Genomic DNA, 24,914 nt, shown 5'->3' with positions numbered 1-24,914 from the left:
GCTGGCCGGGGTGCCGCCGCTGGGCGAGCGCATCGGCAACTTCGGCTCCGCTCCCGCGCTGGACCCCGGCCTGGCCGGCAAGGTCGCGGCCGTCGCGGTGTTCGGCAACCCCGGCAACCGCTTCAACACGCCCCTGTCCACGGCGGGCCAGTTCGCCGGCCGCGCCATCGACATCTGCAGCCCCGGCGACCCGGTGTGCGTCGTCGGGGGTCGCGACCGGGATGCCCACCACGATTACGGTGTGCCGCCCTACCCCGGACAGGCGGCGGGATTCATCGCCGGACTGGTATAGCCCAGGCCCAAAGGTCGCGGTGGGATACTGCCAGAATGCCCACCACCGCATTGGACGCCGTCGAGGATGTCGTGCGGCGACGAGGCTCCGAACTCGTTGAGCTGTCCCACGCCATTCATGCCGAGCCCGAGCTGGCGTTCGCCGAGCATCGCAGCTGCGCGAAGGCCCAGGCGCTGGTCGCCGAACGCGGCTTCGAGATCACCGCGGCCGCCGGCGGCCTGGACACCGCCTTCCGCGCCGACTTCGGCAGCGGCACGCTGACCATCGGGGTGTGCGCCGAGTACGACGCGCTGCCCGAGATCGGGCACGCCTGCGGCCACAACATCATCGCGGCGTCGGCCGTGGGCACCGCGCTGGCGCTGGCCGAGGTGGCCGATGACCTGGGGCTGCGGGTCGCGCTCATCGGCACCCCCGCCGAGGAGGCGGGCGGCGGCAAGGCACTGCTGCTGAGCGCCGGGGTGTTCGACGACGTCGCGGCGGCGGTGATGCTGCATCCCGGGCCCGCCGACATCGCCGCCGCCCGCTCGCTGGCGCTGTCGGAGGCGACGGTGAACTACCGCGGCAAGGAATCCCACGCCGCCGTCGCGCCGCATCTGGGCGTCAACGCCGCCGACGCCGTCACCGTCGCGCAGGTGGCGGTCGGGTTGTTGCGTCAGCAACTGGCCCCGGGCCAGATGGTGCACGGGATCGTCACCGACGGCGGGCAGGCCGTCAACGTCATTCCCGGGCATGCCACGCTGCAATATGCGATGCGGGCGGTCGAATCGGATTCGCTGCGACAGCTGGAGGGCAGGATGTACGCGTGCTTTTCGGCGGGCGCGCTGGCCACCGGCTGCGAATACGAAATCGACAGTCCGGCACCGGCATACGACGAACTCAAGCCCGACGAATGGCTGGCCGACGTCTTCCGCGAGGAGATGCGCCGGCTCGGGCGCGAGCCGGTGGCCCGCGAGTTCGAGGCGGCGCTGCCGATGGGCAGCACCGACATGGGCAACGTGACCCAGGTGCTGCCGGGCATTCACCCGGTGGTCGGGGTCGACGCGGGCGGCGCCATGGTTCACCAGCGCGCGTTCGCCACCGCGGCCGCCGGTCCCAGCGCCGACCGCGCCGTCGTCGAGGGCGCGATCATGCTGGCCCGCACGGTGGTTCAGCTGGCCCAGACGCCGGCCGAGCGCGACCGGGTGCTGGCCGCGCACGAACGGCGGGCGAGCGCATGAGCCTCGCCGACGCCGCCACCACCTGGCTGGCCGCCCACCACGACGACCTGGTGGAATGGCGCCGGCACATCCACCGCTACCCCGAGCTGGGCCGGCAGGAGTACGCCACCACCCAGTTCGTGGCCGAGCGCTTGGCCGACGCCGGGCTCAACCCGAAGGTGCTGCCCGGCGGCACCGGGCTGGTCTGCGATCTCGGCCCCGACCACGGGCCGAGGATCGCGCTGCGGGCCGACATGGACGCGCTGCCGATGGCCGAGCGGACCGGCGCCCCCTACACCTCCACAATGCCCAACGTCGCGCACGCCTGCGGCCACGACGCCCACACCGCCATCCTGCTCGGCACCGCGCTGACCCTGGCGTCGGTGCCCGAACTGCCGGTCGGGGTGCGGCTGATCTTCCAGGCAGCCGAGGAGCTGATGCCCGGCGGCGCCATCGACGCGATCGCCGCCGGGGCGATCACCGGGGTGTCGCGGATCTTCGCCCTGCACTGCGACCCGCGGCTCGAGGTCGGCCAGATCGCCGTGCGGCACGGCCCCATCACGTCGGCGGCCGACCAGATCGAGATCACGCTGCATTCCCCGGGCGGGCACACCTCGCGCCCCCACCTGACCGCCGACCTGGTCTACGGGCTGGGCACGCTGATCACCGGGCTGCCCGGCGTGCTGTCCCGGCGCATCGACCCGCGCAACGGGACGGTGCTGGTGTGGGGGGCGGTCAACGCGGGAGTGGCCGCCAACGCCATTCCGCAGACCGGGGTGCTGGGCGGCACGGTCCGCACCGCGAGCCGGCAGACCTGGGTGGGCCTCGAGGAGATCATCCGCGACACGGTGTCGGCGCTGCTCGCGCCGCTGGGCATCGAGCACACGCTGCAATACCGGCGCGGCGTGCCGCCGGTGGTCAACGAGGACGTCTCGACGCGCATCCTCACCCACGCGATCGAGGCCATCGGCCCGGACGCGCTGGCCGACACCCGCCAGTCCGGCGGCGGCGAGGATTTCTCCTGGTATCTCGAGGAGATTCCCGGCGCGATGGCCCGGCTGGGCGTCTGGTCGGGCCGGGGGCCGCAGCTGGATCTGCACCAGCCGACGTTCGACCTGGACGAGCGGGCGCTGGCGATCGGCCTGCGCGTGATGGTCAACATCGTCGAGCAGTCGGCGGCGTTCCCGTCGCCCTAGCTGCCTGGGCAGTACACCTAGCCCGTCGCACGCGCGACGTGCTCGACGATCCGGGCGTAGCTTCGCCGCGTGACGTCGGCCGCCCCGCTCATGATGTTGTAGCCGTGGTCGACCCCGGCCACCTCGTAGTACTCCGCCAGCGACCCGACGGCGTCGAGCCGCTCCGCGTATCGGCGGGCTTCGTCGCGCAGCCGGTCGTGTTCGGCCGTCACGACCAGCGCGGGCGCGATGCCGGCGATCCCGTCGGCGTTGGAGCCCCACGCCGGTGAGGCCAGCCGGTCGCGGCGCAGCGCCGGGTCGGGCACGTAGGCTGTGTCGAAGACCTCGCCCATCCACGGTTTCATGATCGCCCGGTGGCCGATCGCGGACGGCTTGTCGCGGGTGGGCGTCACGAGGTCAAGCGGCGCATAGTGCAACACCTGCAGGGCGATTCGCGGGCCGTCGTTCTCCAGCGCCAGCCGCGCCGCCGCCGCGCTGAGGTTGCCGCCCGCGCTCTGGCCGCCCACGCACAGCCGCGTGCCGTCCCAGTCCCGGTCCGGGGCGGCCGCCCAGCGCACGATGTCGTAGACCTGAAGCGGTGCCGCGGGGAAGCGGTGCCGCGGCGCCAACACGTAGTCCGGGTTGACCACCACCGCGCCCGCGTGGGCCGCCAGGTAGCGGCACCACGGGTCGTCTTGTTGTGGATGCCCGATCACGAAGCCGCCGCCGTGCACGTTGACGTACACCGGGGGGTTCGTCGTGTCGGCCGTCGGGTGGTAGACGGTCGCCGGCACCGGGCCGTGCCGGGTGGGGATGGTGACTTGCGAGGTCTCGCCGGGAATCTCGGGGAAGCGCACGGCGGCCTTGGGGGCCGGGTTGACGACGGCGGCGAACGCGCGCGCCAGCGCGTCGGCGACCACCGGCGTGGACAGGATCGACACGGGCCCTACGAGCCGGTGCCCGGGCCGATGTTGTGGGCCGGCCTGGTCCGTAGGTTGTGAACGTAATCGGCTGGCGCTCCGGCGATTTCGGCCGCATCGGCCATCACACCAAGATATCGGGCCGACGGCAGGCCGCCCTCCCAGGCGTCGAGCACATACAGCCACGCCAGCACGGGGTCCGTGCTGGTGTCCGACGAGATGCGTTCCACCCGGCAGCGGATCTTCTTGTGCACGCCGAATTCCGAGCCCTCCCACCGGTCGAGGTTGTTCTCGTCGGCCGGGGTCATGTCGTAGAGGACGACGAACACCTTGGACGTCGGATCCTCGACGATGGTGGCCAGCGCGCCTTCCCACCCGATGTCCTCGCCGCCGAACGTCAGCCGCCAGCCGTGCAACCAGCCGGTTCCGGCCATCGGCGAATGGGGTGCCCGCTTGAGCATCTGCTCAGGATCCATGTTCGACCCGTAGGCGGCGTAGATCGGCACGGGGAAATCTTAGACGTCACGCGCACGGGCGGTCTTGTCACGAGGGTCGCCGCCGCGCTGTCTCGATGGCGCGCCTCCTCCTCACGCCGCGTCGCGGCGTGCATCGTCGCCGCGCTGCGGGGTGCCGGCCCGCCCCGCTAGGTTGGGGCTGTGGTGACCCGCATCGTGATCCTCGGTGGCGGCCCGGCCGGTTACGAAGCCGCGCTGGTGGCCGCCACCTCCCACCCCGACACCACCCACGTCACCGTGATCGACTCCGACGGCATCGGCGGCGCTGCCGTGCTGGACGACTGCGTGCCGTCCAAGACGTTCATCGCCTCAACCTGGCTGCGCACCGAGTTGCGCCGCGCGCCGCGACTCGGTTTCGACATCGACATCGACGACGCCAAGATCTCGCTGCCGCGCATTCACGCCCGGGTCAAGCAACTCGCCACCGAGCAATCGGCCGACATCACCGAACAACTCCTCGGCATGGGCGTGCACGTGGTCGCCGGGCGCGGCGAGCTGATCGACCCCACGCCCGGGCTGGCGTGCCACCGCCTCAAGGCCACCGCCCCGGACGGCACCACCAGCGAGTACGAGGCCGATGTAGTGCTGATCGCGACCGGCGCGAGCCCGCGGATCCTGCCGTCGGCCCAGCCCGACGGCGAGCGCATCCTGACCTGGCGGCAGCTCTACAACCTCGAGGCCCTGCCCGAACACCTCATCGTGGTGGGGTCGGGCGTCACCGGCGCCGAGTTCGTGCACGCCTACACCGAGCTGGGCGTGCCGGTGACGGTGGTCGCCAGCCGGGACCGGGTGCTGCCCTACGAGGACGCCGACGCCGCCGCGGTCCTGGAGGAGGCGTTCTCCGAGCGCGGCGTCCAGCTGGTCAAGAACGCCCGCGCCCAGTCGGTCACCCGCGCGGGAGACGGCGTGCTGGTCACCCTGGCCGACGGGCGCACCGTCGAGGGCAGCCATGCCCTGATGACCATCGGCTCGGTGCCCAACACCGGCGGCCTCGGCCTGGACCGGGTGGGCATCGAGCTGGGCCGCGGCGGCTACCTGACCGTGGACCGGGTGTCGCGGACCTCGGTGGCCGGCATCTACGCGGCCGGCGACTGCACCGGGTTGCTGCCGCTCGCCTCGGTGGCCGCCATGCAGGGCCGGATCGCGATGTACCACGCGCTGGGCGAGGGCGTCAGCCCGATCCGGTTGCGCACGGTGGCGGCGACGGTGTTCACCCGGCCCGAGATCGCGGCCGTCGGCGTGCCGCAAACCATGATCGACGACGGCTCGGTGTCGGCCCGCACGATCACGCTGCCGCTGCGCACCAACGCCCGGGCCAAGATGTCCGGCCTGCGACAGGGTTTCGTGAAGGTGTTCTGCCGCAAGTCCACCGGCGTGGTGATCGGCGGTGTGGTGGTGGCGCCGATCGCCTCCGAGCTGATCCTGCCGATCGCCGTGGCCGTCCAGAACCGCATCACCGTCAACGAGCTGGCCCAGACGCTGGCCGTTTACCCGTCGTTGTCCGGATCGATCACCGAGGCCGCTCGTCGCCTGATGGCCCACGACGATCTCGACTAGCCTGGGTTCGACACCGTCCTACTGACGAGTAACCCGGAGGAGTTCGCTGCCGTGACCGATCCGATCCACGCGCCCAGCGAGTTGGGCTCGCCGGCGGCCGTGCTGGGACCGCAGCATCGCGAGGTGGCCTGGGAGCGGCTCGGCACCGAGCAGTTCGACGTCGTCGTGATCGGCGGCGGCGTGGTGGGTTCGGGTTGCGCGCTGGACGCCGCGACCCGCGGGCTCAAGGTGGCGATGGTCGAGGCCCGTGATTTCGCGTCGGGCACGTCCAGCCGCTCGTCGAAGATGTTCCACGGCGGGCTGCGCTACCTCGAACAGCTGGAATTCGGGCTGGTGCGCGAGGCGCTCTACGAGCGGGAGCTGTCGCTGACCACGCTGGCCCCGCACCTGGTCAAGCCGCTGCCGTTCCTGTTCCCGCTGACCCACCGGTGGTGGGAGCGCCCGTACACCGCGGCGGGCATCTTCCTCTACGACAGCCTGGGCGGTGCGAAATCCGTTCCGGCACAGAAGCATTTGACGCGCGCGGGGGCGCTGCGGCTGTGCCCGGGCCTGAAGCGCAGCTCGCTGATCGGCGGCATCCGCTACTACGACACCGTCGTCGACGACGCCCGGCACACGCTGACCGTCGCGCGCACGGCCGCCCACTACGGCGCGGTGGTGCGCTCCTCGACCCAGGTGGTCGCGCTGCTGCGCGAGGGCGACCGGGTGACCGGCGTGCGGGTGCGCGACTCCGAGGACGGCGCCGTCACCGAAGTCCGTGGCCACGTCGTGGTCAACGCGACCGGGGTGTGGACCGACGAGATCCAGGCGTTGTCCAAGCAGCGCGGGCGATTTCAGGTCCGCGCGTCCAAGGGCGTGCACGTGGTGGTGCCGCGCGACCGCATCGTCAGCGACGTCGCCATCATCCTGCGCACCGAGAAGTCGGTGATGTTCGTCATCCCGTGGGGCAGCCACTGGATCATCGGCACCACCGACACCGACTGGAACCTGGACCTGGCCCACCCCGCGGCCACCAAGGCCGACATCGACTACATCCTCACCACCGTCAACGCCGTGCTGGCCATCCCGCTGACCCACGCCGACATCGACGGCGTGTACGCGGGCCTGCGGCCGCTGCTGGCCGGGGAGAGCGAGGAGACCTCCAAGCTGTCCCGGGAGCACGCCGTCGCGGTGCCCGCGCCCGGCCTGGTCGCCATCGCCGGCGGCAAGTACACCACCTATCGGGTGATGGCCGCCGACGCGATCGACGCCGCGGCCGAGTTCATCCCCGCCCGCGTTGCGCCCTCGATCACCGAGAAGGTCAGCCTGCTGGGCGCCGACGGCTACTTCGCGCTGGTCAATCAGGCCGAACACGTTGCGGCGCTGCAGGGTTTGCATCCGTACCGGGTGCGGCACCTGCTGGACCGCTACGGTTCGCTGATCGGCGACGTGCTGGGCCTGGCCGCCGGCAACGCCGACCTGCTCAGCCCGATCAAGGAGGCGCCGGGCTACCTCAAGGTGGAGGCGCTGTACGCCGTCACCGCCGAGGGGGCGCTGCACCTGGAGGACATCCTGGCCCGCCGGATGCGCATCTCGATCGAGTACTCGCACCGCGGCGTCGACTGCGCCCGCGAGGTCGCCGACGTGGTCGCGCCCGTGCTGGGGTGGTCGGCGGCGGACGTCGAGCGCGAGGTTGCGAACTACTCCGCGCGGGTGGAGGCCGAGATCCTGTCGCAGGCCCAGCCCGACGACGTGTCGGCGGACGAGTTGCGGGCGAGCGCCCCGGAGGCGCGCGCCGAGATCCTCGAGCCGGTACCCCTGAATTGAGCCGGCATTGAGGCCCGCGCCACTTCCCGTGCGGGACGGGCTGGGCCCGGCACGGGTGCGGCTGCGCGGCGGGCCGGTGCTGGCCGAGCTGACCGCCCGGTTCGGCGCGGCCGCCCGTTCGAAAGTCCTTGCGGGAGAGGTGGTCGACGCCGGCGGCGCGGTGATCGACGAGGCCACGGTGCTGCCCGCGGGCGCCAGCGTCTACCTCTACCGCGAGCTGCCCGACGAGGTGCCCGTCCCGTTCGACATCCCGGTCCTTCATCGCGATGACGACATCGTGGTCGTCGACAAGCCGCACTTCCTGGCCACCATGCCCCGCGGCCGGCATGTCGCGCAGACGGCGCTGGTGCGGCTGCGCCTGGAACTGGGCCTGCCGCAGCTGAGCCCGGCCCACCGGCTCGACCGGCTGACCGCCGGGGTGCTGCTGTTCACGGCCCGCCGCGAGGTGCGCGGCGCCTATCAGACGCTGTTCGCGCGGGGGTTGGTGCGCAAGACGTACCTGGCCCGCGCCGCCGTCGATCCGGCTCTGGCGTTGCCGCGGGTGGTGCGCAGCCGAATCGTCAAGCGGCGCGGGGTGTTACAGGCCGCCACCGAGCCGGGTGTGCCGAACGCGGAGACGCTGGTGGAACTCGTCGCCCCGGACGGCCTGTACCGGCTGACCCCGCGCACCGGGCGCACCCATCAGCTGCGCGTGCACATGGCCGCGCTGGGGGTGCCGATCGAGGGTGACCCGTTGTATCCCGACGTCATCGACGTGCCGGCCGACGACTTCCGCACGCCGCTGCGGTTGTTGGCGCAGCGCATCGAGTTCGACGATCCGCTGACGGGACAGCGCCGCGAGTTCGTCAGCCGGCGGACGCTGGACTGACCCCTTTTCTCGGAGGCCGCCCGCGCGTTGCTCCGAACTCGAGCGCTGCTGCCGCACGCATGAGCGATTGGTTGAACTCGCTCTCGCGGCCGTGATCCCACCGTTGCGCGGCTTACACTTCGGCAATGTTCTCGGAGACGCGCTATGCCCTGAACGGGGACTTGCATGTCGCCTTTCGCACGGCCGGCGCGGGCGCTCGGGACATCGTGTTCGTCCCGAACTGGTTCACAAACTGTGAGGTCGTTTCGGAGCTGCAGTCCATGCAGGGGTGGGTCGAAGCGATGACTTCGCTCGGTCGGCTGATCTTCTTCGACCAGCCCGGCACCGGGGCGTCTGATCCCGTCGCGCCGGGCGCACTGCCGACCATGGAGCAATGGGCGGACAGCATCACTGCGGTGCTCGACGAACTCGGAAGTGATGAAGCGGTCCTCGTCGCGAGCTGTGGCGCGTTGGGGACGGGAGCGCTGGTGTTCGCGGCAACATATCCGTCCCGCACTACCGCGCTCGTCGCGCTTCAGGGCTACGCGCATCCGCTCAACGAACGACGTGGGCCTCCCACCCCGGAGGAAGCGCTCGCCTGGTCGCTCGCCTTGTGGGGCAGCGGAGAACTCCACCACCTCCTCAATCCGGACATGCCATGGAACGAGGAGATCCGGGCTACGTGGGCTCGGTTCGAACGTCTATCGGCAAGCCCACGAACTGCTGCTTACATGCTTCCTCTCGTGGCCGAAATGGACTTGCGGGCAATCCTTCCAACAGTCCACGTGCCAACCCTCGTCCTCCAACACACCGACGATGTGATGATCCCGGCTGAGTGGGGTAAGGATGTCGCCGACCACATACCCGGCGCGAAATACGTTGCGCTGCCAGGCCGCAACATGTATCACTTCGTCGATCCATGGCGCGAGTCCTTCCAGGAGATTGCCGAGTTTCTCACGGGGCAACAGCCCGACGTGGCCGACGACCGGGTGCTCGCCACCGTACTTTTCACTGACATCGTGGACTCGACACGCCGGGCCGCCGAAATGGGAGACCGTGACTGGCATGCGTTGCTCGATGCGCACGACGCCGTCGTCCGATCGCAACTTGCGCGCTTTCGGGGTCGCGAGGTGAATACGTCGGGTGACGGTTTCCTCGCGATGTTCGACGGTCCACAGCGAGCGATCCGCTGCGCCATGGCGATCCGCGAAGCGGTGCAGGCATTGGGCATCGAGGTGCGCGCGGGGTTGCACACCGGCGAGTGCGAAATTCGGGGCGACGACATCGGCGGTATCGGCGTGCACATCGGCGCGCGGGTGAGCGCGCTGGCCGGGCCGAACGAGGTGCTGGTGTCCAGTACGCTGCGTGACCTTGTGATCGGGTCGGGACTTGAGTTCGAGGAACGCGGCGCGTACGAGCTCAAGGGCGTGCCTGGCGAATGGCGTGTCTTCGCGGTCGCATAGCGTTTTCAACCCGGCGCCGAGGCTCTAGTGCAGTGCTGACCACCTGGATCGACATGGGCTGAATTTCCGACGACGGTCGGCACCGGCTTATTGGGATCGGTAGCAGCCCGGGCCGCATCCAATACTTCGCGTATTACCCATACGACGGAATCAGTGCGGTCCGATACTGATCGTCAGGGTCGTCAAGGAATGGGAGCGAGGGCGTGTCGCACTACCGCACCACAAAGAGGATGCTCGGTTCAATGCTGCTGTCGGGTGGCATCGCCGCGGCCCTGTTGGGCGCGGGCGCCCCTACCGCCCAGGCCGATTCGTATATGGGGCCGTGGACATGTTGCCCCGGACAACAAGACGGACACCCCCAAGGCCCCGGTCCGGGCTGCCCATTCTCGGGCGCGGGGGTCAACTGGGACAGGAACGTCTGCCACACCTGGTGGAGCGTCTACTACGGGCACGGAAACGTCGGGCCCACCACGTGGGACGGCCCCGACGCACCGCCGCCCGACGCGACGCAGAAGCCATGGTGCGGTTTCCCGTTCATGTGTTCGGGGACGCCGTAATCAGCGTCCAGTTCCTGGGATCGGTAGCGATCCGTTCATTGTCTGCTGATCCGAGCGGCGCGAGCGGATACTGAGCCTCAGCATCACAGCGTCGAGGAAAGGCGCGAGGCAATGTCGAACAATCACACGGTCAGGAAGGTCATCACCGGGGCGCTGCTGTGCGGCGGCGTGGCGGTAGCCGGTTTGGGGCTGGCGGCGGGCGCCGCCCAGGCGCAGCCCGGTCCCGCCCCGCAAGTCATCGGCCCATTGCCCCTGGACAACTTCACCGTCCCGCACGACTGGTGCCCGGGGCAGCCCTTGCCCATGCCGGATGTCCGGTGGGACATGGGTGTCTGCCACCACTGGTACTGGGTCCCGGTCGGGGGCATGGGCAACGTCGGCCAATTCGTGTGGGAGGGCGACGCCCCCCGCCGGCCGCTGGGCCCGCCGCCCTGCTACGGGGCGCCCATCTGCCTGCCAGGCCTCTAGCGTGAGCCGCCCGCGATGGGGTAGCCCGCGGGGATGGACATCACCGTTACGTTCGTGGGCAACGCCACCACGCTGATCGCCGCGGCCGGCCTGACGCTGCTGACCGACCCCAACTTTCTGCATCGCGGGCAACACGCCTACCTCGGCCACGGGCTGGTGTCCAGGCGCCTGAAGGAACCGGCGCTGCGCATCGACGAGCTCCCGCCGGTGGACGCGATCGTGCTCTCCCACATGCATGGCGACCACTGGGACCGGGTGTCGCAGCGCGGCCTCGACCACGCCCTGCCCGTCGTCACGACCCCGCACGCCGCCACGCGGCTGCACCGCCGCGGCTTCGACAACGCGCGGGGGCTCGACACCTGGGGGCGGCACAGCATCACCAAGGGCGACACCACCGTCACCATGACGTCGCTGCCGGGGCGGCATGGTCCGGGCTGGACGCAGCGGCTGCTGCCGCCGGTGATGGGCACCATGGTGGAATTCGCCGGGGCCGACGGGTCGCCGCCGCGCCGGCTCTACATCTCCGGCGACACCCTGCTCATCGAGGAACTCAACGAGATCCCGGCCCGGTTCGACCGCATCGACGCCGGCGTCCTGCACCTGGGCGGCACCCGCCTGCCGGCCGGCCCGCGGCTTCCGTTTGGCCTGACGGTAACCATGGACGGTCGTCAGGGCGCGGGACTGGTCGCCCTGCTCAGGCTGCCGAAGGCCATCCCGGTGCACTTCGACGACTATGGCGTCTTCGCGTCACCGCTGGCCGACTTCACGCGGGAGATGCAGCGCCGGGACCTGGCCGACCGGATCATCGAGGTGCCGCGCGGCGGATCGGTGACCGTCTGAGAAAACCGCCGCCACCTGCCCTGAAAGGGCCGACACCGGCAAAAACTTTGGTTACCCTAACGTCACGGGTATATCGTTCGTCACATCCGGTACTCGACGGGGAAGGATTCGGGCGGCACCCTGGGGGGAGCGTAATGTTTCCGGTCTCTTTGCAACTTAGTCAGCGAAATTTTCCGGCCGCGTACTCGGCGTAGACAATGTGAGATGTGATGGACTTATTCGCGCCACCTGAGGTCACCTCGACCCTGATCCACTCCGGTCCCGGAGCAGGGTCGCTGATCGAGGCTGCCGGCGCGTGGCAGAGTCTGGGCGTCGAGCTGGAGAACTCGGTCGCGGTGTATGCGTCCGTGTTGTCGTCGTTGATCGAATCGTGGGACGGGCCGTCCTCGATGGCGATGCTGCAGGCCGTGCAGCCCTACCTCATCTGGCTGCGTACCACCGCGGAGCAGGCCCACCAGATGGCCACGTCGGCGGAGTCGGCCGCGGCCGCGTTCACCGCCGTCCGCGCGGCCGTGGTGCTGCCCGCCGTGGTGGCCGCCAACCGGACCCGCCTGGCGCAATTGCTGGCCACCAACCGGTTCGGCCAGAACACGGCCGCGATCGCCGTGACCCAAGACGAATACCAGACCATGTGGGCCAACAACTCGGCGGCCCTGGCCCGGTATCAGGCGGCCTCGTCGCAGGCCACGGGCCAGCTGTCCCAGTTCAACTCGCCGCTCGCCATCGCCGACCCGTCCGCCTCGGCGAAGCAGGCCAACGTGGTGGCCGCCAACGCCGCCCTGGCGCCGGCCGCGAGCACCGGGAACGTCATCGACCAGCTGGGCGTCACGCCGTTCGACCCCAATGCCGGTTGGTTCAGCTACTTCAGCACCTGGGGCAACCAGTTCATCTCGTCCGGGTTCCCCATCAACCTGCTCAGCTACCTGGCGCAGAACACCTCCGCCCAGGCGCTGCAGGGCGTGGGCGGCGACATCGGCCTGGGGCTCTCCGAGGGCGAGGGCGCGCTGGCGTCGTCCATCACCCGGCTGGCCGGGGCCGTCTCGGCCGCGCCCGGCGGTGCGGCCTCGGGCGCGATGGGGGTCGGGGTATCGCTGGGCAAGCTGACCGCGCCGCCGGCGGTGGTGGGGCTGCTGCCGGCGACGCAGACGCCGGTGCAACTCGCGTCCTCGGTGTCGCCCCTGCCGGCCGAACCCGGGCTCACCGGGATGCCGTTGATGCCGATGATGGCGCCGACTTCCAACTCGGCGGGCAGCGGTTGGCGCAAGCGCAAGCAGCAGAAGTTCGACGACCTTGAGTACGGGGCGGAAATCCCGAAGAAGGTGATACACAGACCGCCCAGCGGAGGATGAGGGACGACGATGGTTCCTCACTACTCCGGAAGCAGAATCTCGCCGCCGGATAGTTTATTTGCGGCGCAATTGAACGGCGGCTGCCGTTCACGCGTGCCCTGTCGCGTGGGGCGCGAACATGATTGATTTCGGGCTGCTGCCGCCCGAGATCACCTCGGCGCTGATCCACTCCGGACCCGGCGCCTGGTCGATGATCGAAGCCGCGGGCGTATGGCAGGAACTCGCCGCCGAACTGGAGGGGGCCGCGAGTGGCTACACCTCGGAGCTGGCGTCGCTGTCGGGAACGTGGCAGGGCCCGTCCTCGACGGCCATGGCCCGGGCGTTCGAGCCCTACATCGCCTGGCTGCGGACCACCGCGGCGCAGTGCCAGGAAATCGCCGCGTCCGTCGAAACCGTAACGGCGGCATTCGAATTGACGCACTGGACGGTGGTGCACCCCTCCGTCGTCGCCGCCAACCGGGCGCGGCTGGCAATGTTGTTGGCTACCAACTTCTTCGGGATCAACGCGCCGGCCATCGCGGAGACTGAAGCCGAGTACAACGCCATGTGGGTGAGCAATTCGGCGGCGATGTACCGCTACAGCGCCACCGCGCTCAGCGCCGTCAAGCCCACGCCGTTCACGCCACCGCTGCCGGTCGCCAACCCCTCGGGCACCGCCACCCAGGCCGCGATGGTGTCGGCCGCGAGCAATACCCAAAGCGCGGCAAGCACTTTCGCCACCACATCGGGGTCGATAATCGACACCCTGAACGTCCTTCCCTACGACCCGAACAAAGGCTGGTTCGGTTACTTCAGCACCTGGGGCAACCAGTTCATCGCCGGCGGCTTCCCCGTCAACCTGCTCAGCTACCTCGCGCAATTGAATGCGGCCAAAGCGCTTTCCGGTGTCGGCTCCGACATCGGCCAGGGCCTCGCGGAGGGTTCGGCGGCGCTGTCGTCGGCCAACGCCAGCCTCGCGAACGCGCTCAACGGAGGGGGGTCGATGCTGGCACCTCGAGGGGCGCTGGGTGCCTCCGTGTTGGTGGGAAAGCTGAGCATGCCCCCGGCAACGGTCGGGATGTTGCCCGGCGTGCAATCGCCGGTGCAACTCGCCTCCGCGGTGTCCGCCCTACCGTCGGGCGGGTCGCAGCTGCCGGGTCTGCCGGTGGCCCCGGTGCGACCGCCGTTGGGCGGCAAGGGGTCTCGCGAGGGTGGCGGGCGAGACTACGACGGCATCGAAATTGGCGCCGAGCTTCCCGGCACGGTCATGAAGCGGCCCCCGTCAGCGGGATAGTTTGTGCGCCAAGGGTTCACCGGGCTGATCGTCGGCCAGGGTGAAGTAGCTCTCCTCCTCCTGCAGAAAATGCAGGCGTAGCAACGCGTGCAGCCCGTACAGGCACGCGAGGAGGTCGTCGACCTGGTCGGGGCCGATCCCTCCGCCGCCTTGGGCCAGCGCCAGGTGGGCGCCGATCCGGTCGGAGAGCCGCTGAATTTCCGCGTGGGTGCGGCTCATCGGGGCGGTCGCTTCGCTGGTGCGGAGCGGGTGCGCGAGGGCGGGGTAGAGCTCCGTCTCCTCGGCGCGTTCGTGCGGGAGTATCCGCTCGACGAGCACGCGGTGGGCCTGGCTGATCGCCGCCAGGGCCGACTCGTCGGCCGCCGCGGCCAACCGGTCGGCGGCGTCCCGCAACGAATCCACAGAGTCGCGAAGTTCGTCGTGCTCGGCGTCGAAGCGCCGCAACATCTGTTCGGTCGGTGCGGGCAGGTCCACCTCGATGCCGGGATTGCCGCGCAGGGCGCGCAGCGCGTTGAGGATCACCGCGACGTCGATGGCCTCCTGCACCAGCGCCCCAACGGCGGGCGGCAGCCACCCGAAGGCGGCGACGACCATCGCGACCAGCGACAGCGCCATCCCGACGACCGCGCTCTGCACGGCGATGCGCCGCGACCAGCGGGCGATGTCCATCGCGTCGGCGAGCCGTTCCAGCCGATCGGTGGTCAACACGATGCCGGCGGCCTCCGAGGACGCGGTGGCGCCGCGGGCGCCCATCGCCACCCCGACGCTGGCCGCGGCCAACGCGGGTGCGTCGTTGACGCCGTCGCCGACCATCACCGTCACCGCGCGCTCCCGCTCCGCGCGCACGGCGGCCACCTTGTCCGCCGGGCTTTGTTCGGCGCACACCTCGTCCAGGCCCAGCACGGCGCCCACCTCGCGGGCGGGCTCGGCGCGGTCCCCGGTGAGCATGACCAGCCGGTTCAGCCCGGCGTCCCGTAGCCGGCGCAGGGTGCGTGGCGCGTGCCGACGCAGCGGGTCGCGCAGCAACACCGCGCCCGTGGGGCGCCCGTCGAGGCAGACCCAGGCGATCGCGGCGCCGTCGAGCAGGGCGCGGTTCACCACCGCCCGGGCCCATTCCGGGTTGGTGTCGCGCGCGAACTTGCCGACGTGCACGCGCCTTCCGTCCAGCGTGGCGGTGACGCCCCGGCCGGGTTCCTCGACCACGTCGGTGGGCAGCGACAGCGGCAGACCGCGCGCCCGCGCCGCGGTGACGATCGCCTCGGCCAACACGTGCGGAGACATCTGATCCACCGACGCCGCCACCCGCAGGATCTCGATCGCGTCGTGGCCGGGCGCGGCCGCGACGTCGACGACCGTGGGCTGACCCATCGTCAGGGTTCCGGTCTTGTCCATCACCAAAGTCGTTGCGTGCCCGAGGTTTTCCAGGGCACCGCCGCTGCGGATCACCACGCCGCGGCGCGACGCCCGGGACAGCCCGGACACGATCGCGACCGGTGCCGCCAGCAATAGCGGGCACGGCGTCGCCACTACCAGCACCGCGACCGCCCGCACCGGCGAGCCGCTGGCCAGCCACGCCGCGGCGGCCACGCACAGCGTCAACGGCAAGAACCACGCCGCGTACCGGTCCGCCAGCCGCACCACCGGCGCGTTCTGCGCCCCGGCCTCCGCGGCCAGCCGGACGATCTGCGCGTAGGTGCTGGCGTCGGCGGTGGCCGTGGTCTGCATCTCGAAGGCGGTGCCGGCGTTGACCACCCCGCTGCGCACCGGCTCGCCGACGCCGCGTTCCACCTGCAGCGGTTCGCCGGTCAGCACCGATTCGTCCAGCACGGCGACCGCATCGGAAATGCGTCCGTCGACGGGCACCACTTCGCCCGGGCCGACCACCAGCACGTCGCCGACCGCCACGTCGTCCAGCGCGATGACGTCGACGGCCGAGCCGACGCGGCGGCGCGCGAACCTCGGCGCGTGCTCCAGCAGCGCCCGCAGATCATGGGAGGCGCGGCGCTCGGCGGCCGCCTCCAGGGCCCGTCCGCCGGCCAGCATCACCGCGATCAACGCGCCGGCGAGGTACTCGCCCACCAGCAGCGTGCCGACCAATGACAACACCGCGATCACGTCGACCCCGAAGCGGCCCCGGCGCAGGCCGGCCAGCACCCACACCACCGCGGGCGCCACCGCCACGACCGTGCCCGCGATCCAGCAGCCGTCGGCGACCCGCGGCGCCCCGGCCAGCCAGGCGATACCGCCGGCCGCCAACGCGACCACCGTCACCGCGGCAAGGGCGGGCTCGACCCACCGAGCGGGCTCGCGTGCCATGACTGTCAGCCTGATCGCGCGTCCGGCCGGCGGCTAGGGCCGGATGGACGCGGATTGGGGACTCAGGTCACTAGAAAGGGCCGCCGCCTTGTGGCGAGCATGGTGCACGTGACTGAAATATCTTCGGCTGGGACCATGCCGATCTCCACCATCACCGGGGACCCGGTGGCCCGCGTTCCCGCGGACGCCACCATCGCCGACGTCGCCAGGGCCATGGTCACCTGCGACGTGGGAGCCATCGTGATCGGCGACGACGCGCGGCCGACCGCTCTGGTGAGCGAGCGCGACATCGTGCGTGCGGTCGCCGCCGGGCGCAACCTCGCCACCGCCGCGGTGTCCGAGTTGGCCAGCACCAAGCTGGTGTGGTGTGACGCCGACGCCTCCGTCGACCAGGTCGCCGCCAGGATGATGGACCGCTACATCCGGCACGTGCTGGTGCAGCGGGACGGCGCGCTGGTCGGCATCGTCTCCGCTCGCGACCTGTTGGGCGTCTACACGGCTTTCGATTCGTAATTCAGGCGGCGTCGCGTCAGGAGCTGAATCGCTCGAAGCGGGTGTCGGATCGCAGCAACACCGGTGACGCGGCGCTGGTGCGCGCCAAGTTGTCCATCCACATCAACGCTTCGGACAGCCCCGCCATGACCGCCACTTCTCGCTCCCCGGTGAGGGTGGCGTACTCAACGGCCCACACCTCCGAGGGCCACTTCTCGCTGCCCATAGCACACATCTTCCCCTAATGGGCGCCGGCGAATCTGGGAGTCCGCTGTGTTCAGAATTTGTGCCGGCTGAGGCAGCGCTATGCCCGTAGTGAAAGGCCTGCTCAGCGGCGGCTGTTCGCGGGCTGCGGGGATTTTCTGCGGGTTTCGATCATGCGATTGCGAACGATGTGTTCGACCAGGATGGGCACGAAGGTCTGGACCGGTGCGTCGACGAACTGTTGGGCGGCTTCCTCGCACCAGCTTTTGATCTCGGCGGTCCGGCGGTCGTCGTCGAGCCCCTCGTGCTTGGCCAGCTTGTCGGCGACGTCGGCGACCGACCGCGCCACGGTCGCGCGGCCCACCGGCACGCCGTCGGAGTCGGCGGGTGTTCCCGCTTGCTGTAACGCCTGTCGGGCGACGTCCTCGCTGGTGTCCGGCCGGATCACGTGCAGGGTGAGGTGATGCCCGTTCTCCCCGATCAGGATGAGGCTGGCCGGCTCGTCGCTGGTGAAGCCCAGCAACTCGATGGTGTGCCCGCCCACTTCGGCCAAAGGCGGCGTCTCGTGCCAGCCGTTGCGGCGGTAGCCCACCAAGGCCACCTGTCCCAGCCGGTCCGACATCGACGTGACCAGCTCCGGCAATTCGTCGACCAGGCTGGTCGACCGCGGCCACCACGCCCCGTCGAGATGTTCCGACACGGATCGATAGGGCTTGAGCTGCAACCGATTGTCGCGCTCCATTTCCACCACCTGCTCGCTGACTCCGCGGGATGCCGTCGTGGAAAACGGTACGGCCGCCGTGGCCAACCCGCGACTCCGACGGGTGTACGCACCGTATACCGCGCATGAACAACGCGTAACCGCAGCCGCTTTCGGCCGACCGGTGCCGACCGCGGCTCAACGGGTGCCTTTCGTCCCTTGTGAAATGCGCTCGCATTGGCCACCGTTGCGCTATGCGATCCGCTTATCACCAGCAGTTGGGCGAGTTGAGCGTCCAGCTCAGCGAGATGTGCGGGCTGGCCAACGAAGCCATGCGCCGAGCCACCGAGGCGCTGCTGAAGGCCGACCTCGACGCCGCCGAAGCGGTCATCCGCGACCACGACCGGATGGTGGTGATGCGCGGGCGAGCGGAACGAGAGGCGTTCGCGTTGCTGGCGCTGCAACAACCGGTTGCCGGTGAGCTGCGGGCGATATTCAGCGCGATCCAGATCAGCGCCGACATCGAGCGGATGGGCGCGCTGGCCGTGCACATCGCCAAGATCGCCCGGCGCGAGCACCCGAATCGCGCGCTGCCGGAGGAAGTCCGCGCGTGTTTCGCCGACATGGCGGAGGTGGCGATTGGCTTGTGCGCCAACGCAAAACGGGTGCTGGCTTCCCACGACCCGCAGCTGGCCGCGCGGCTACGCGAACAAGACGACGCGATGGACGAGCTCTACCGCCGGTTGTTCAGCGTGCTGCTGGATCGGGACTGGACGCACAACATTCCCGTCGCCGTGGACGCGGCGTTGCTGGGCCGTTTCTACGAGCGTTTCGCCGACCATGCCGTGGAGGTGGGTCGCCGCGTCATCTTCATGGTCGGCGGCGACCTGCCCACGCCGGACGAGATCACCACCTACTGACAGGCGGGTGAGCTTGACTGAGAAGATGGGTGTCGTGCAGGTCGCGCCCCACATTCAAGGTCGCCTGTGGCGTCACGGTAAGCCGCAGGACGAGTTTCAGTTCGACAACATCTCCGAATACCTCCGCGAGCCCGACGCCCTGGTGTGGGTGGATCTGTGCGAACCGGACCACGACGCGTTGTGCGGCTTGGCCTCCGAACTCGGGCTGAACACGTGGGCCGTCGAAGATGCCGTGGCGGCCGCCGAACGCGTCAAGGCCACCGCGTACGAAACGCACACGTTCTTCACCGTCTACGCCGTACACGTCGCGGCGGAGGTCACCGACGAACCGCAACGAATGCTTTCCATGCAGCGGATTTCGGCCTTCGTGCTGCCCCGCGGCCTGATCACGGTGCGCCTCACCCCCGACTTCGACATCGCCGCTGTCACGCGGCGCTGGGAGGAGATCGGCGCCCAGCAGTACGGAGTGGGCGCCCTGGTGCATGGGCTGCTGGACGTCGTCGTCGACAGTCATTTCGCCGCGGTCGAGGCCCTGGACGACTGTGTCGAAGCCATCGAGGACGAGCTGTTCGACGGCAGACCGCGCCAGGCCAGCTTCCAGCGCAGGACATTTCAGATGCGACGAGACCTGGTGGGCCTGCGGCGAGTGGCCCTGCCGATGCGCGAGGTGGTCAACTCGATCCAGCACCACCGCCACGAGGTCGGCACCGCCCCGGAACTGGACCCGTTGTACGCGGACCTCTACGACCACGTGTTGCGGGTCTCGGAGTGGACGGAGTCGTTGCGCGACATGGTCACAACGATTTTCGAAACCAACCTGTCGCTGCAAGACGCCCGGCTGAACACCATCATGAAGAAGCTGACCGGGTGGGCGGCCATCATCGCCGTTCCCACCGCGATCACGGGCTTCTACGGGCAGAACGTGCCCTATCCGGGCTTCGGCCACCTCGCCGGGTTCATTGCGAGTACCTGTCTCATCTTCATCCTGATGGTGGTGATCTACGTGATGTTCAAACGTCGCGACTGGCTATGACCGCCGACGCGGATCTGCGGCCGGACTCCGCGGCCTTGAGCGCCAAGCTCGTCGCCGCCGCTCCGGTCGACGAGGTGCTGCGCCGGCTGGGCAGTTCCCCCGCGGGGTTGTCCGGCGCGCAGGCGGCCGCGCGGCTGGAGCGCTACGGACCCAACGCGGTGCGCACGCATCACGTCAATGTCCTTGCGGTGCTGGGTCGTCAGCTGCGCAACGCCGTGCTGATCCTGCTGGCCGGCACCGCGGTCGTCTCGTACTTCCTCGGCGACAGCATGCAGGCCGTCATCATCGGCATCATCCTGGTGGCCAGCGTCGGCCTGGGGTTCATCAACGAATACCGCGCCGAGCGGGCGGCCGCCGACCTGCATGCCAGCGTGCATCACAACGCCGTGGTGCGCCGCGACGGGCAGTTCGTCTCGCTCGCGGTCACCGCGCTCGTGCCGGGGGACGTGATCCGGCTGTCGCTGGGCGAGGCCGTGCCGGCCGATGTCCGGCTGATCGAGGTCAACGGTTTGGAGTGCAACGAAAGCATCCTGACCGGGGAATCGACCGGATCAGAGAAGTCGCCCCAACCGGTGCCGTCCGAAACCGGCCTGGCCGACGCGACCAACCTGGCCTTCATGGGCACCATCGTCAGCGCGGGCGAGGGCGTCGGCGTGGTGTACGCGACCGGGAAGGACGCCGAATTCGGCCGCATCGCAGCGGGTTTGGACGAGCACCAACCCGAGACCGGGTTCCAGGTGGGGCTGCGCCGGTTCTCCTATCTGCTGCTGCAAGTGGCGGTCGCGCTGATGGTGGTCATCCTGATCAGCAACCTGTTGCTGCGCAAGCCGATCATCGACTCCGTGCTGTTCTCGCTGGCGATCGCCGTCGGCATCACCCCGCAGTTGCTGCCCGCCGTCGTCAGCACCGGCCTGGCGACCGGGTCGCGGCAGCTGGCCAAGGCCAAGGTGCTGGTGAAGCGGTTGGTGTGCATCGAGGACCTCGGCGACATCGACATCCTCATCACCGACAAGACCGGCACGCTGACGGAAGGTCGGATCCGGTTGGTCGACTCGGTGGACGCCACCGGTGCGCACACCGAATCGGTCCGCCGATCGGGTCTGCTGGCCACCGACGTGGACCCGGAAACCGGTGGCGCCAGCGCCAATCCGCTCGACGCCGCGCTGTGGGAGTCCCCACAGGCGCATCAACTCATCGGCGAGGCCGCGCAGCGGGTGGCGGTGCTGCCGTTCGACCACGAACGCCGGGCGACCTCGGCACTGATCGACGACGGTGGAAATCGGGTGCTGGTGGTCAAAGGGGCGCCCGAGCAGGTGCTGGCCCAGTGCCACGCCGTCCCGCCGGAGGCGGAGGAAACGCTCGCGGCGTTGTTCGCCGCGGGGCGCCGGGTGGTGGCCGTGGCCGTCAAGCCCGCACCGGCGGTGACGACGCTGACCCGGGCGGACGAGTGCGAGTTGTCGCTCGCGGGGTTCCTGGTCTTCGCCGACGAGCCCAAAGCCGCCGCGCGCCAATCGCTTTCCGAGCTTGCCGACCTGGGCATCGAGCTCAAGATCGCCACCGGGGACAATCCGCGGGTGGCCGAAAAGGTTTGCGCCGACCTGGGTTTGGCGTCCAAGGGCACCGTCACCGGCGCCGAGCTCGATCCGTTGGACGACGACGCATTCGCCGGCGTCGCGCAGCGCAACACGATCTTCGCGCGCATCTCGCCCGAGCAGAAGGCGCGGCTGATCACCGCGCTGCGCCGCAAGGGGCGATCGGTCGGCTTCCTCGGCGACGGTGTCAACGACGCGCTGGCCCTGCACGCCGCCGACGTGGGGATCTCGGTGGACAGCGCCACCGACGTGGCCAAGGACGCGGCCGACGTGGTGTTGCTGGAAAAGGATTTGGGCGTGCTGGCCACCGGGGTGGCCGAGGGGCGGCGCATTTTCGCCAACACCATCAAGTACGTGCTGATGGGCACGTCGAGCAATTTCGGGAACATGTTCAGCGCGGCCGCGGCCTCGGCGCTGCTGCCGTTTCTGCCGATGCTGCCCAGCCAGATCCTGCTGAACAACCTGCTTTACGACACCTCGCAGCTGGCCATCCCCACCGACCGGGTGGACGCGGCGCAGCTGCAGGCGCCCTCGCATTGGAACGTCGCGTTCATCCGCCGGTTCATGCTGATCTTCGGGCCGATCAGTTCGCTGTTCGACTTTCTCACGTTCGGGTTGATGCTGGGCGTGCTGCACGCCGGCGCGGTCGAGTTCCGCACCGGCTGGTTCGTGGAATCGCTTGCGACGCAGACGCTTATCATCTTCGCGATCCGCACGCGCATGGTGCCGTTCTTCCGCAGCCGCCCCAGCGCGTTGCTGGCCGTCACCACGGTCAGCGTGGTCGCGATCGGCGCCCTGATCACCATTTCGCCGCTGGCGCACACCCTGGGATTCACGCCGCTGCCGTGGCAGTTCTTTGCCGTGCTGGGCGGCTTCGTGATGGTGTACCTGGTCTTGGTCGAGCTCGCCAAGCTGATGTTCTACGCCGAGCCGATGAACCATGTCGGGCAGCCGCATCGCACGCGCGGGCACGCGTTTCGCGTCCGGCGACGGGCCGCGCGCTACCACTACATCGAGCGGCGGATGCGGCGGCGGGGCTGAACTCTAGTGCTCGATGTCGATGATCGGCACGTCCGAAAGGCCTTGCTGGATTCCCCGGTCGACCTTGTCGATCAAGGTCGTGCTGCCCGCCGGAGCGGTTTCTTGGCAGCTGCAGCTGAGGGTGTTGAAGGGGCTTGGGTCGGCGGTTGCGGTTGCTGCCGACCAACCGGCAGCGCCGAGCGCGAGTGCAACGCCGACCAAAAGTTTGGGAATCATTTGGCCTTCGAGTTCTCAGGATTATGTCCAGGTCGATTTTATTCGCGCACTTGTCACGAGCCTGTCAACTGCCTGTTAACTTTCAGGCCTGCGCCCCGTACTTCGGGCAATACGCCCGGATGCTCACGCCCACGAAATAGCCGGCGTGGTAGCCGTCGAGATGGCTGTTGCTCATGACGTCGTTCGCCACCTGTTGCGGCGGTTGGCCGGAGTCGAGCTCCTGGCACACCAGATGCCCCGACCGGATCGCGGTCTCGGGTGATTCGTAGTTGATGCCCTTGGCGGTCAGCGCGGCGAGGAAGGCGTCATCGGTGGCCGTGGCGTGCGCGGACGCGGTCGATCCCAGCACGCTCAGCAGCCCGGCCGCCGGGACGACGCCGCCAGCCACCAGCAGCCGCAACCGGCTGGGGTTGCGTACCTGGGTGCTCGTCATTTCTGATACTCCCGTGACATCGAAGTGCCGTTGCTCGCTGACAGCGGGGGCTGCCCGAATATTTTCATGTTGCGGGGCCGCGCGGTGCAGGATCAATCATATTGCGGCCATCGCCACACTCGGATCGGCTTTCGCGCCGGCGCCGTCGGTGTAGGTGAAGATGCCGTACGTGCGCTGGTCGTTGCTGGCCCTTCTGGCGGTGTGCCTCGTCGGCTGCGGCGTGCGGCATGTGTCGGCGGCCGCCGCCCGGGACGCATCCGGGACGTTCCGTTCCGGCGGCATGGACCGAACCTACCTGCTGCACGTGCCGGCGGGGACGCCGGTCGGCCTGGTGCTGAGCCTGCACGGTGGCGGCGGGACGGGGAACGGGCAGCGGGGTCTGACCGACTTCGACACCGTCGCCGACGCGCACAACCTGCTGGTGGTCTACCCCGACGGTTACGACAAGAGCTGGGCCGACGGGCGCGGGGCGTCGCCGGCGGATCGCCGGCACATCGACGACGTCGGATTTCTGGTGGGGCTGGTCGGCAAGCTGCGGGACGACTACGGCATCCCCCCGGGGCACGTTTTCGTCACCGGGATGTCGAACGGGGGCTTCATGTCCAACCGGTTGGCATGTGACCGCGCCGACGTGTTCGCCGCCGTCGCTCCGGTGGCGGGCACCCTGGGGGTGGGGGTGGCGTGCAATCCGTCACGGCCGGTGTCGGTGTGGGCGGCGCACGGCACCGCCGACCCGCTGGTGCCGTTCAAAGGCGGGGTCGTGCGCGGCCGCGGCGGGGTCAGCCACTCCATCTCCGCCGACAGCATGGTGAACAAGTGGCGTTCGGCCGATGGGTGCCAAGGGGATCCGTCGGTCCAGGTGCTGCCCAACGTGGGCGACGGGACCGTGGTGCGCCGCTTCGACTCCACCGGGTGCGCGGCGTCCACCGAGGTGGTCTTCTACCAGATCGACAGCGGCGGGCATACGTGGCCGGGCGGCCGGCAGTACCTGCCGAAGGCGATCATCGGACCCACCACCCGGGCGCTCGACGGGTCGGAAGCGATCGCGCAGTTCTTCCTGGCGCACGCCCGGGACTAGTGGCGATCGCGAGCGCGGCGCAGCCGGGCGCCCGTCAGCGCTGGCAGGACGGGCACCAATACGTGACCCGCTCACCCGAGCCGTCGTAGGCAATGGGAGTGCCGCAGCGACGGCAACTCTGGCCGGCCCGCCCGTAGACCCACAGCTGCCGGCCGGCCCGGGTGTCGCCGGTGGTGCAGCGGTTCCAGCGGAACCGGTTCAGCCACAACATTTCCCGGGCGCGGGATACCAGACGATGCGGGTCGGCCACGGCGCTCACCGGCGCGGTGGGCAGGTGTCCGCTGACGAAACACAGTTCGTTGCAATAGACGTTGCCGATCCCCGCCAGCACCCGCTGGTCGAGCAGCGCCTGGGCGAGCGGCCGGTGCGCGTCGACCACCGGGCGCGAATCGTCCTGGAGGCTGGCCCCGTCCGCGCGGTCGGCGTGGATTTGGGCGTGCTGGAGATCCTCGAACGCGACCACGACGGCGACGCCGTCGCGCACCTGGGGCCCGACCTACTCGGCGAGGATTGGGACGCCGCGCTCGCCGCCGCCAACCTGGCGGCGCAGCCGGACCGGCCGCTCGCCCAGGCGCTGCTCGACCAGCGGGTGCTGGCGGGGATCGGCAACGTCTATTGCAACGAACTGTGT

Annotated in this window: 24 protein-coding genes and 2 pseudogenes; 18 read left to right on the top strand and 8 right to left on the bottom strand. The window is 69.7% G+C overall.

Annotated features, from left to right (window positions below; all coding sequences use genetic code 11):
- The 3 genes from A5702_RS00650 to A5702_RS00640 form a co-directional block, all read left to right on the top strand.
- The coding region (locus tag A5702_RS00650; protein WP_156669429.1) for a cutinase family protein at positions 1–292 on the top strand (292 nt) is incomplete at its 5' end.
- 35 nt (positions 293–327) lie between these two features.
- Positions 328–1,509, top strand: a complete 1,182-nt coding sequence (locus A5702_RS00645) for a M20 family metallopeptidase (protein WP_067818402.1) — start codon at positions 328–330, stop codon at positions 1,507–1,509.
- Positions 1,506–2,684: an amidohydrolase gene (locus A5702_RS00640; RefSeq protein WP_067818405.1), complete on the top strand. Its 1,179-nt coding sequence runs from the start codon at positions 1,506–1,508 to the stop codon at positions 2,682–2,684. Before A5702_RS00645 ends, A5702_RS00640 begins: the two co-directional genes overlap by 4 nt.
- 17 nt (positions 2,685–2,701) lie before the next feature.
- Here the strand turns inward: A5702_RS00640 and A5702_RS00635 are convergent, their stop codons facing one another.
- Positions 2,702–3,520: an alpha/beta hydrolase gene (locus tag A5702_RS00635; protein ID WP_068217377.1), complete on the bottom strand. Its 819-nt coding sequence runs from the start codon at positions 3,518–3,520 to the stop codon at positions 2,702–2,704.
- An 89-nt stretch (positions 3,521–3,609) separates the two neighbouring features.
- A complete protein-coding gene (locus tag A5702_RS00630) occupies positions 3,610–4,089 on the bottom strand; it encodes a gamma-glutamylcyclotransferase (RefSeq protein WP_068217372.1) in 480 nt (159 codons plus the stop codon).
- Between the two features lie 150 nt (positions 4,090–4,239).
- Between A5702_RS00630 and A5702_RS00625 the strand changes: the two genes are divergently transcribed.
- From A5702_RS00625 to A5702_RS00590, 9 genes are all read left to right on the top strand, one after another.
- Positions 4,240–5,655 (top strand): NAD(P)H-quinone dehydrogenase, encoded by a 1,416-nt coding sequence (locus A5702_RS00625; protein WP_055402907.1) that lies wholly within the window; start codon positions 4,240–4,242, stop codon positions 5,653–5,655.
- 51 nt (positions 5,656–5,706) lie between these two features.
- Positions 5,707–7,461: a glycerol-3-phosphate dehydrogenase/oxidase gene (locus A5702_RS00620; protein ID WP_055402905.1), complete on the top strand. Its 1,755-nt coding sequence runs from the start codon at positions 5,707–5,709 to the stop codon at positions 7,459–7,461.
- Entirely contained in the window at positions 7,457–8,329 is an 873-nt protein-coding gene (locus tag A5702_RS00615) for a pseudouridine synthase (RefSeq protein ID WP_231964946.1), read from the top strand. The genes A5702_RS00620 and A5702_RS00615 overlap by 5 nt, the downstream gene beginning before the upstream one ends.
- A gap of 125 nt (positions 8,330–8,454) precedes the next feature.
- Complete coding sequence (locus A5702_RS00610; RefSeq protein ID WP_068217366.1) at positions 8,455–9,771, top strand: adenylate/guanylate cyclase domain-containing protein; 1,317 nt, start codon at positions 8,455–8,457, stop codon at positions 9,769–9,771.
- A gap of 242 nt (positions 9,772–10,013) precedes the next feature.
- Complete coding sequence (locus tag A5702_RS25355; protein WP_156669428.1) at positions 10,014–10,328, top strand: hypothetical protein; 315 nt, start codon at positions 10,014–10,016, stop codon at positions 10,326–10,328.
- A 111-nt stretch (positions 10,329–10,439) separates the two neighbouring features.
- Entirely contained in the window at positions 10,440–10,796 is a 357-nt protein-coding gene (locus A5702_RS00605) for a hypothetical protein (protein WP_068217363.1), read from the top strand.
- Positions 10,797–10,829: 33 nt separating this feature from the next.
- Positions 10,830–11,636, top strand: coding sequence for an MBL fold metallo-hydrolase (locus tag A5702_RS00600; protein WP_068217359.1), 807 nt, complete (start codon positions 10,830–10,832; stop codon positions 11,634–11,636).
- 209 nt (positions 11,637–11,845) lie between these two features.
- Positions 11,846–12,985: a PPE family protein gene (locus A5702_RS00595; protein WP_055402895.1), complete on the top strand. Its 1,140-nt coding sequence runs from the start codon at positions 11,846–11,848 to the stop codon at positions 12,983–12,985.
- A gap of 121 nt (positions 12,986–13,106) precedes the next feature.
- Positions 13,107–14,258: a PPE family protein gene (locus A5702_RS00590; protein ID WP_068217375.1), complete on the top strand. Its 1,152-nt coding sequence runs from the start codon at positions 13,107–13,109 to the stop codon at positions 14,256–14,258.
- Here the strand turns inward: A5702_RS00590 and A5702_RS00585 are convergent.
- Positions 14,247–16,574, bottom strand: a complete 2,328-nt coding sequence (locus A5702_RS00585; RefSeq protein WP_068217356.1) for a heavy metal translocating P-type ATPase — start codon at positions 16,572–16,574, stop codon at positions 14,247–14,249. The two genes, A5702_RS00590 and A5702_RS00585, sit on opposite strands and share 12 nt — an antisense overlap.
- Before the next feature lie 108 nt (positions 16,575–16,682).
- On the opposite strand from A5702_RS00585, the gene A5702_RS00580 reads away from it, so the two are divergent.
- A complete protein-coding gene (locus tag A5702_RS00580; protein WP_055405512.1) occupies positions 16,683–17,087 on the top strand; it encodes a CBS domain-containing protein in 405 nt (134 codons plus the stop codon).
- A gap of 16 nt (positions 17,088–17,103) precedes the next feature.
- Here the strand turns inward: A5702_RS00580 and A5702_RS00575 are convergent, their stop codons facing one another.
- Positions 17,104–17,292: a hypothetical protein gene (locus A5702_RS00575; RefSeq protein ID WP_055405509.1), complete on the bottom strand. Its 189-nt coding sequence runs from the start codon at positions 17,290–17,292 to the stop codon at positions 17,104–17,106.
- A gap of 102 nt (positions 17,293–17,394) precedes the next feature.
- Positions 17,395–18,012 (bottom strand): DUF5994 family protein, encoded by a 618-nt coding sequence (locus A5702_RS00570; protein ID WP_055405513.1) that lies wholly within the window; start codon positions 18,010–18,012, stop codon positions 17,395–17,397.
- 212 nt (positions 18,013–18,224) lie between these two features.
- Here A5702_RS00570 and phoU point away from each other — a divergent pair, with 212 nt between their 5' ends.
- Genes phoU through mgtA form a run of 3 tightly spaced genes read left to right on the top strand, consistent with a single transcriptional unit; the run spans position 18,225 to position 22,556 of the window.
- A complete protein-coding gene (gene phoU / locus A5702_RS00565) occupies positions 18,225–18,890 on the top strand; it encodes a phosphate signaling complex protein PhoU (protein ID WP_068217353.1) in 666 nt (221 codons plus the stop codon).
- Positions 18,891–18,924: 34 nt separating this feature from the next.
- Complete coding sequence (locus tag A5702_RS00560; protein ID WP_082955896.1) at positions 18,925–19,923, top strand: magnesium transporter CorA family protein; 999 nt, start codon at positions 18,925–18,927, stop codon at positions 19,921–19,923.
- Positions 19,920–22,556 (top strand): magnesium-translocating P-type ATPase, encoded by a 2,637-nt coding sequence (gene mgtA / locus A5702_RS00555; protein ID WP_068217349.1) that lies wholly within the window; start codon positions 19,920–19,922, stop codon positions 22,554–22,556. The genes A5702_RS00560 and mgtA overlap by 4 nt, the downstream gene beginning before the upstream one ends.
- A 3-nt stretch (positions 22,557–22,559) precedes the next feature.
- Here the strand turns inward: mgtA and A5702_RS00550 are convergent, their stop codons facing one another.
- A complete protein-coding gene (locus tag A5702_RS00550) occupies positions 22,560–22,772 on the bottom strand; it encodes a hypothetical protein (RefSeq protein WP_055405172.1) in 213 nt (70 codons plus the stop codon).
- 82 nt (positions 22,773–22,854) lie between these two features.
- Complete coding sequence (locus tag A5702_RS00545) at positions 22,855–23,205, bottom strand: DUF732 domain-containing protein (RefSeq protein ID WP_068217345.1); 351 nt, start codon at positions 23,203–23,205, stop codon at positions 22,855–22,857.
- Positions 23,206–23,365: 160 nt separating this feature from the next.
- Between A5702_RS00545 and A5702_RS00540 the strand changes: the two genes are divergently transcribed.
- Entirely contained in the window at positions 23,366–24,283 is a 918-nt protein-coding gene (locus A5702_RS00540) for a PHB depolymerase family esterase (RefSeq protein WP_055405184.1), read from the top strand.
- Between the two features lie 34 nt (positions 24,284–24,317).
- On the opposite strand, the pseudogene A5702_RS00535 reads toward A5702_RS00540, so the two are convergent.
- A pseudogene (locus A5702_RS00535) lies at positions 24,318–24,662 on the bottom strand (zinc finger domain-containing protein); the annotation flags it as partial.
- On the opposite strand from A5702_RS00535, the pseudogene A5702_RS00530 reads away from it, so the two are divergent.
- Positions 24,648–24,914, top strand: a pseudogene (locus A5702_RS00530) (DNA glycosylase); the annotation flags it as partial. The pseudogenes A5702_RS00535 and A5702_RS00530 overlap by 15 nt on opposite strands.

It is taken from the genome of Mycobacterium sp. E3339, assembly GCF_001666915.1.
Lineage (GTDB): Bacteria > Actinomycetota > Actinomycetes > Mycobacteriales > Mycobacteriaceae > Mycobacterium.
Note: the sequence above shows the minus strand (reverse complement) of the source record. Positions and strands in the feature narration are given on the sequence as shown.